We start from the raw sequence: 8,851 nt of genomic DNA, 5'->3' as shown, positions 1-8,851 counted from the left end.
TCAGTTTAGATGATTGGATTTCAACTCAGTGGAAGTTTTGCGTGAAATAGAGTTCCTCCACCTTCCCTGGATTCGAACCAGATGCTTCCGCCCAGCAGATGCATGATCCGTTTGGCTAAAGTTAATCCTAGTCCGGGACCCTGACTATACTTTTCTATTTTGAAGAATTGCTCGTAAATCTGTTCCGAATAGGCGGGATCAATCCCGATACCGGTATCGGAAACAGTCAATACAACCGTTTTGCATGTTTCATGTTCTGTGTTGATCTGATACGACAAGGTAACCGCCCCCCTGCTGGTAAACTTAAATGCATTTTCCAGCAGATAGATAAATACTCGCTCCAGCATCAGTTCGTCGGTCAGCAAGATACATTCGGGCGAATCACCTGAGTCGAAAGTGAAGGTAACACCCTGGGGTTCTTTGCCGGAGAACCGGTTGAAAAGATTGTTGCATAAAGTTTTAACCGGAACCCGTGTAAAGGAGAGTTCTGCCATATCCGAATCTATTTCGGACATCAGCAGCATATCGTCAATCAGATTGAGCAATCGTTCGTTATTTTCACCTATCTGTTGCTTGTATGCCGACTTTTCATCCAGCGTTTCGGCTTCACATATTAATTCAGAAAAACCGGTGATGGCATTCAGTGGCGTACGTATCTCGTGGGAGATGTTCGAGAGGAAAGCCGACTTTAAACTGTTCTTTTCCCTTTCTTTAATTAGTTCCACCTGGTTGTTATGTTGCTCGGTAACATCCCAAAATACTGATACTATCTGCGGATTATCCGGATTGTTCACGTAAATATGCAAGCGGTTCATGATATGCTCTTCCCCGTCGGGACCCGTAAAGGGTACCGCATATTCAGAATATATTCCCTTCTCTATCGCCAGCATATCTTTTGTACGCACTTGGTAAGGGAAGTCGGAGCCCGGAAACAGATCGAAGTCAGTCTTTCCCTCAACCTCTTCAGCTATTTTAAGTAATACCCTTTTTGCTTCGGCATTAAAGTAAACATACCTGAAATCGTCTCTCACACTTTTAACTCCTATGGCTAGCGGAAGACTATCCAATATGGTTGTCATCAGCTTGTTAACCCCCTCTATTTCTTTGCGGTATGTGTATCTCTCTGTTATGTTCCTGGCAAAACACCAATACATATTACCTTTTACAATATCCAACACCCTGTAGAAATAAAGCTCCATGGGCGACTTTATTCCTTCCATATTGGTAAACATATCTTCAACTTTTACGAACTCCGAAGTTTCGAGTTGTTTCTTGATTGATTCCCAGCTTTCTCCCTGAAACAGGTTGCTGAACAAGGCCGAAGGATAATTATTGTTTGTCTTTTTAAGTCCGTATTTTGTTTTTAGCCGGTTGCTAGCATAGACAACTGCCCCCGAATCGTCCAGCATCATGATTTTTTCATTGGTATGATTAACCGCATAGGATAGCATCTGCACATTCATTTCGCTCACATAGCTATCCGTGATGCATTGCACCATCATGAAAACGGAGGTGTCGTTGAAAGGAATCACCCTTGCCATATAAAACTGATCTATTCCGTCAATGTGAAGCGAATACTTCACTTTGGTGGATTTGTTCCGTTTAAAGGCTGCTTGTATGGCAAGCATAATCAGTCTGGCTTGCTTGGCGGGCAGGACTTCGGTTACGTGTTTGTTTAATAACTGATCTTCGGGGATATAGAGATGTCCCAGTTTGGACCCGTAGGCAAACGTTTTTCTATAATATAAATCTTTGTCCACAACAAAGATAAGATCGGGGATAAGCTCGGCAATCTTTAACAACTCCTCTTTAGTAAAGGAAAGCGCATCAGACGAGTAGACCTTTTTAGGCGATTTTTCGGCTTCAGGTAAAGTCCCCTCGGTGATACATACGAAATATCCCGGAGCTCCATTGCCGGAGTCTTGCAGGAACTTAACTTTCAAGGTTATGTATATTAACTTTTGTCGGAAGCAGGTCGAATAAGGAACCTTGGCTAAATCGTAGGGAAGGGATACAGTAAACCCGGATTCAGTCCTGAAACGTGTAATTAAAGAAGGTGTAAAGTTGGGGTCGTTAAATAAAGAGTAACCCACAAGCGATTTTTCGCTGCAAAAGAATTCGAGGCAGGCCGGATTGCATTGCGTAACAATCCCCCCGGCATCAAGCGTAAGCATGGCGCAGGGAATGAATTCGAAATAAGAATTCCAGCTATTTATGTTGTTGGAGTTATTATCTCCTATATGCATTTGATTCACAGTATTCGTTTTTGTTTATTTGTTTTTCTCTTATAAAATGTGGGGTAGTATTGTTTTATATTACTTGCTATTTGGACAAAGGCAGTGAAAACCAGAAAACCGAGCCTTTGTTCAATTCAGAGTGCACACCAATTTTACCTCCCAGTTTTTCTATTAATTTCTTAGAAATAGATAATCCCAACCCAGCTCCGGGACGACTTTCGTTCACTCTGGTAAAACGACTGAATATATTATTACAATGTTCGGCAGAAATACCGGTTCCGGTATCGGTAACACTTACGGTTACCTCGTCGTTTTGTACGGCATAGCTGATGGTTATCGAACCTGCATCCGTAAATTTTACAGCATTGGTGAGGAAATTAGAAAGGACCTGCATCAAACGCTTGCTGTCCGAATGTACATAAACCGAAGGTCCCTCTTCAAAATGAAGGGAAACCCCCTCCTTATTCCTCAACGAAAATGTTACATAAGCCTCTTTGCAAAGGGCATGGATATTCACGCTTTCGAAAGTGAAAGAAAGCTTGTTGGATTCTATTTTAGCAAAATCGATGATATCGTTAATCAAAAGAAGCAGCTGGTCGTTATTCTGACGTATAATTTCGGAATAGGTATGCCTTTCTTCGGCGTCTTCCGCATCTTCCATTAACTGAGAGAAACCTACAATCGCATTAAGTGGCGAACGGATTTCGTGACTCATGTTGGCCAGAAATTCGGATTTACGTCTGTCGGCTTCCAGTGCAGAGGTTATTTCCTGCTTAATATGTTCATTCTTTGTTATATCTACAAAGAAGGTGATAATATGTTGTTCATCTTCTGTGTCAAGTTGTTTAGGATGATGTCGTATGGTAAGTACCGTACGAGATTCTCCCTCTTTGGTGGTTATATGGATGGTGTCTGATTTGTTACAATTGTTTTGTATACATTCTCTGTCTAATTCTTCAATTTTATGAAGCCATTCGTGAGAGAAGAAATTATTCCAGTAGGGCCCCAGCAAGCGAGTTCCGTTCAATTGAAAAAGATCTGCCACTGCTTTATTGAAATACACAATGGATTTAGCATTTACCTTTTTTATCAATACACCGAAAGGTGCCTCCTCAACCAGACATACCAATAAATCAAAAAGGAGTTGCTTGTCTGTGAGTAATGTCTGATTGCCATTGTAAGTAGTCAGCTTCTCAATTTTAGTATGCAGAACTCTGTTCTCATATTTTAACAGCTCTATTTCATGCAATAATTTTTGGTAATTGGAGCCGTTTGTTGCATCATCCATAGAAATAGAATTAGTATTATCTTCCTCAAAATTTCAGTTCTTACAAATATAAATAAATATTATTAAAAAAAGTGCTCATTCAAACTGCTTTTTTTGATTCTAAAACACTTTACTTAATTTTATTGTTTGAAAAATTAGAAACAGCAAAGAATAACAAGCATATTAAAACTTTGAATTAATGATCGACTACCAACTGATCACTCCGCTATCCTGGCAGGGGCATGGGTGTTGCTGACAGACAATGCGCATCGTTTGCTAAATAAAATAAGATAATTTACATAAAAGAGGCAGTCGCATTACTTATACGATTGCCTCTTTTATGTTTCTGTACCAAGTTACCCGAACATTCCTCCAAGAATACAAGTGAATGAGCCTACAAGCACACCATTTTTCTTATATTCTCTTACAAGCAGATAGGTTAAGGATTCGGCATCAAATGCTTCGCAAAACCGTTTAAGTACAACCGGGAAAACCGAAGAGGCAACTTTTGTAGCCTCACGGGCATCCAGTTTTGTGACTTCTTCGATGGATATTACTAAATCACTTTCCAGCATCTTCCTAACCTCGTTGGCCATCATCAAATCATCCGATCCATTCAACAATGCCTCAATACCATCCTTCTTGTCGGTCGTGACAGCAGTTTTGAGAGATTCAACCATTCTGATGGATGCATCCTCAACAACTTCATTTAATTTGCTGGCTGGTATTTTGGGATAATTTGCAATGGCATCACCAATATACTGCTTAACAAAGTTCAATACATTTTCATCCATAATACTATATATTTATAACATCCCGTATACCTATAACAACTCTTTCGGCTTGTTCGTTTGACGGAATATGGTTGATTTATACTTATTTATATCGTTTTAACTCCACTAAAGAATTCGTGAATTCAACTCCTGTACGGACGTTCCGGAGTCTGTCTGATGTCCTTTTGGAAGTGTTTGCAAATAAAGAATCGATTGTTGAAGAATAAATGATGCCCTTTGTTGTAGCCAACAGAAATCTAGCTCCCCATTACCCCTTATTTGGGGCAGTGTAAACCTTATTCGGGAATTAATATATTTTACGTAAACCTGCTTTAGAGATTCGACACTAAACTGTAACCCAAATTCAGTACGAGTCATAGTACAAAAATGAATACTATATTCCATCGAAAAAGTCCTAACATTTCAACAAAAAAGTATTAACATTTTGAACAAAAAGTCCTAACATTTACAAGAGCAAGTACTGCTATCTTTTTCGGATTACTATGGTTGTCGTAATTTAATCAGTATCAAGCTTATGTTATAACAACTAATGTGTTGGCTGTTTGCGTATCGATAATAAACTATTTAATTTATGAATTGTTTTTTTAGTAAAACGACTATTATGACGACGAGTAGATTTTTTACCCTGATGGCTATTGTAGCCTTGACTTTTTCTCAATTGCAAACAGTGCAGGCTTGTACAGGTATTACTCTATCTTCCCGAAATGGGGCGCATGTCTTGGCCCGAACGATAGAGTGGGGAGGTAGTGAGTTAAACAGCCAGTATGTTGTTGTACCCAGGGGATACAAACAGCATTCTTTTTTGCCGGGCGGCTCTACAAACGGACTCGAATTTATGGCCCGTTACGGGTATGTGGGCTTGTCTGTTGAACAAAAGGAATTTGTAGCCGAAGGTATCAATGAAGCCGGATTATCTGCCGGACTATTTTATTTTCCGGGCTATGGAAAATATGAAGATTACAATTCGGCTAACCGAACAACAAGTATTGCCGATTTACAGCTTGTATCCTGGATGTTGTCAAATTTCGCTACTGTTACCGAGGTGAAAGAGGCAATTAATAAGATCCATGTTGTAGCGATTGATCCCCGTGCTTCTACTGTTCATTGGCGTATCGCAGATATAACCGGTCGTCAGCTTGTCCTTGAGATTGTAGACGGTCAACCTCGTTTTTATGAAAATAAGTTGGGTGTATTAACCAATTCGCCCGGATTTGAATGGCAGATTACCAATCTGAATAATTATGTGAATCTGTTTCCGGGTACGGCCGAGGCGAAAAGCCTGGACGGGATGCACCTTTCTTCCTTTGGAGCCGGTAGCGGCTTTTTAGGCATCCCCGGAGATGTAACCCCACCATCCCGTTTTGTGCGTGCAGCCTTCTATCAGACAACGGCCCCCAAGCAATCTTCTGCTTTGGAAACCGTACTTCAGAGCTTTCAGATTCTGAATAATTTTGATATACCTTTAGGTATTGAGTTTCCTATAGGTAAAACACCTGTTTCAATTCCCAGTGCCACCCAGTGGACCTCGGCAACGGATGTGTCCAATCGTATTATATATTACCGGACCATGTATAACAGTGCCATACGGAGTATCGACCTGAATAAAATTGATTTTACCAGAATTAAATTCCGGGCTGTTCCGCTGGATGAAATAAAGCAGCAGCCTGTAACTGCCATAAAGATTGAATGATTTTGTTACTCCTGATTCGTATCTTTTTAAAGGATACATTCATTTCAATAGGATTTTCAGAATAAAAGGAGATAAAAGAAAAGAGTCCGGTACTTTACCGGACTCTTTATCTGAAACGTTATGTTAACCTGTATGATTTACGGGTGCAGTTCTCAGAGAATAGCTAAGGCACCCTTATTATCACCCATCAATAGGTCTGACGGAGGTGTGTTACCCTGATGTTTGTTTTATCGGTTTTCTTCAGCAGGGGAGAGGTGATACGGATTGTTTTGCTCTCACCCGGCAGCAGGTCGAAGAAATTATCCGTAAACTGTGCTCCCTGAACCGGAATTTCGATAAACAGATCTTTCGCCAGCTTATCCGACGTAAGGGTAACCTCGCAGGCTCCATCCATATATTTCACCTTTTGCTTGACAGTTGTTTCCGGCAAGTTAAGTGCCTTGGGCTTTTCGAAATAGAAGGTCTGCTTATCCAAAACCTTGCCTTTGCTGTCTTTCAGTGTAAGCAGAAGCAGTGCGTCGGTTCGCTGCTGGGCAGTAGCCGCAGAGGCTGAATCCTGTTCCCACACACAGGTGGAGCTGTTGGCTTTCATATTCACCTTACGCACCTCTTTCTTAAGTACTTTGCCGGAAAAGTCTACCATCCGGCTTTCCAGCGTCAGGTTGTTCCGGTCGTTCAACTCGTCGGATATTAGATAGAAGTTCAGCTTTCCTTTTTCTTCGATGGCGTTTACAAGAAGGGGACTGAATGCCCGCTGAGCCTGATAGTGGAGGGCTTTCCAGTTGCCGAAGTAATCGACACTCGACCACGAAACAACGGGCCAGCTATCGTTAAGCTGCCAGTAAAGCGTGCCCATACAGTAGGGGCGGTTGCGGCGATGAGCCTCCATTCCGTGGCGCATTCCTTGTCCCTGAAGCACCAATCCTACATAAACAAAATCTTCAAACTTTTCCGGAACATGGTAATACATATCCATATAGGTGCGGATGATGGAGTTGCCGGTGCTGCTCTTCTGATGCGCTTTCATTACCTCCGATTCCAACGCATAGTCTTTAGGCTCGGCAAAGGTGGAGATCACCTTCATCTCAGGGAATGCCTGAAATCCGAACTCACTCATAAAGCGTGGCAGACGGGTATCCAATACTTCGAAGGGCTGAACGCCATACCATACACCCCAGTAATGACTGTCGCCCCAGCCCCAGGATTCGGGTCTGCCCCAGTTGGCTGAATCCGGCGAACTATGCAGATAGAAGCGGTCGGGATCCAGCTCCTTCACCTTGTTGGGAAGCAACGTGCGGAACAGCTTGTTGTATCCCGTAAACATACCTTGGTGTACCTCTTTACTGAATTTCTTATCCCAGCCCCAGTATTTGATTGCCTCAATGATTTCATTGTTTCCGCACCACATGGCAATGCTGGCATGATTGCGTAAACGGCGTATGTTGTAATGCGCCTCCTGTTCAACCAGGTTTAAGAAGGCCGGATCCGAAGGATAGCTTGTACAGGCGAACATAAAGTCCTGCCACACCAATATCCCGTTCTCGTCGGCCAACTGGTAGAAGTAATCTTCTTCGTAGATACCTCCTCCCCAGATGCGGATCATGTTCATGTTGGCCGCCTTCACGTTGCGGAACAACCTGCGGTAGTCCTCTTCCTTTACATTATTAAGGATAATATCGCTTGGAATATAGTTGGCACCTTTGGCAAACAACGGAATACCGTTTACCTCGAAGTAAAACGATTTACCATCCTTGTCCTCCTCATTTACCACCCGTACGGTACGAAGTCCGCTGCGGCAGCTTACCTGGTCAATCACCTGTCCGCCTGCCTTGCGCACTTCTGTCTTAAAATCGTACAAGGTTGCTTCGCCCCAACCGTGAGGCATCCATAAAGAGGGGTTGAGGATAGTCATATCAGATTTTACCAGATTCTTGCCCGGAGTAAGCACTACCGGTACTTTGTTGGCCATTACCTCCTGTCCCTTCAGCGAACAGGTAAATACAACTTCGGCCTGGGTGTCTGTATCTTCGATGGAGTACACCTCCAGCTCATTGGAGATTTCGGCCTTGTCGCGGCTGATTGAAAGCTGACGGACGTAGTAATCCTTGATGTCGGCCACTTCGAACAACTTCAATTCGATTGGACGCCATACTCCACAGCCTACCATCCGGATCCCCCAGTCCCAACCGTAATGGTACGGAGCCTTTCTGGTAAACACACTGGTGTGCTTGTCGTGGTGATCATTATCGGCGGGATAATCGAACCCGTTGCTGTCCCATTGAGGGAGCGTCTTGTTTATGGGCGAATAGAAGTAAATATTCAATCTGTTTTCGCCTGCACGGAGCACCTCTTTCACCGGTACTTCGTAGCCTACAAACATATTTTCGGCTTTCAGGATAAGAGCCCCGTTCAGATACACATCTGCATAGGTATCCAGCCCTTTAAATTCGAGCAAGGCACCGCTATGGTCAACCTGCTCCTGCGTAAGGGTGAAGGAGGTGCGATACTCCCAGTCTTTGTCTTCCACCCACTGAACCTGCTGTTCGTTAGTCCCGAAAAAAGGATCGGGCAGAAGCTTCAGACGTAATAAGTCCTGATGCACCGTACCTGGCACAGTTGCCTCTTGCCACTTGTCTTTTCCCCCTTCAGAGAAGCTCCACCCTTTATCCAGATGAAGCACTTGCGAAGCCGGACTTTGCCCCAATGCTGAAAGTGCTGCAGCATATAACCCCATAAAAATTAATTTTAATCTTTTCATTGTATGTAAATTGACGTTTGATCCATTCTTTTCAGATTCGGAATGGACGTATGTGTAATATGGATCAACATGATTGCACAAATGTACAACAATCGTCTTATTTAC

At 42.8% G+C, this 8,851-nt stretch carries 5 protein-coding genes; 1 reads left to right on the top strand and 4 read right to left on the bottom strand.

Annotated elements, in window-relative coordinates:
* Positions 1-20 precede the first annotated feature (20 nt).
* The 3 genes from AB7E53_RS13185 to AB7E53_RS13175 form a co-directional block, all read right to left on the bottom strand.
* Complete coding sequence (locus tag AB7E53_RS13185) at positions 21-2,246, bottom strand: ATP-binding protein (protein WP_446776158.1); 2,226 nt, start codon at positions 2,244-2,246, stop codon at positions 21-23.
* 76 nt (positions 2,247-2,322) lie between these two features.
* Complete coding sequence (locus AB7E53_RS13180) at positions 2,323-3,525, bottom strand: PAS domain-containing sensor histidine kinase (RefSeq protein ID WP_446776156.1); 1,203 nt, start codon at positions 3,523-3,525, stop codon at positions 2,323-2,325.
* Positions 3,526-3,860: 335 nt separating this feature from the next.
* Complete coding sequence (locus AB7E53_RS13175; protein WP_079684426.1) at positions 3,861-4,298, bottom strand: hypothetical protein; 438 nt, start codon at positions 4,296-4,298, stop codon at positions 3,861-3,863.
* Between the two features lie 601 nt (positions 4,299-4,899).
* Here AB7E53_RS13175 and AB7E53_RS13170 point away from each other — a divergent pair.
* Positions 4,900-5,988 (top strand): linear amide C-N hydrolase, encoded by a 1,089-nt coding sequence (locus AB7E53_RS13170; RefSeq protein WP_446776154.1) that lies wholly within the window; start codon positions 4,900-4,902, stop codon positions 5,986-5,988.
* Positions 5,989-6,175: 187 nt separating this feature from the next.
* On the opposite strand, the gene AB7E53_RS13165 is transcribed toward AB7E53_RS13170, so the two are convergent.
* Complete coding sequence (locus AB7E53_RS13165; protein WP_446776152.1) at positions 6,176-8,746, bottom strand: beta-mannosidase; 2,571 nt, start codon at positions 8,744-8,746, stop codon at positions 6,176-6,178.
* Positions 8,747-8,851 lie beyond the last annotated feature (105 nt).

The sequence above is a fragment of the Macellibacteroides sp. genome (genome assembly GCF_050251695.1).
In the GTDB taxonomy this organism is placed as follows: Bacteria; Bacteroidota; Bacteroidia; order Bacteroidales; family Tannerellaceae; genus Macellibacteroides; species Macellibacteroides fermentans.
This window is presented reverse-complemented; position numbering and strand designations above follow the sequence as displayed.

Bases quoted from the DNA above. Each gene is read 5' to 3' on its own strand.
- AB7E53_RS13180 (WP_446776156.1), bottom strand. From the start codon at position 3,525: ATGGATGATGCAACAAACGGCTCCAATTACCAAAAATTATTGCATGAA.
- AB7E53_RS13165 (WP_446776152.1), bottom strand. From the start codon at position 8,746: ATGAAAAGATTAAAATTAATTTTTATGGGGTTATATGCTGCAGCACTT.
- AB7E53_RS13175 (WP_079684426.1), bottom strand. From the start codon at position 4,298: ATGGATGAAAATGTATTGAACTTTGTTAAGCAGTATATTGGTGATGCC.
- AB7E53_RS13185 (WP_446776158.1), bottom strand. From the start codon at position 2,246: ATGCATATAGGAGATAATAACTCCAACAACATAAATAGCTGGAATTCT.
- AB7E53_RS13170 (WP_446776154.1), top strand. From the start codon at position 4,900: ATGACGACGAGTAGATTTTTTACCCTGATGGCTATTGTAGCCTTGACT.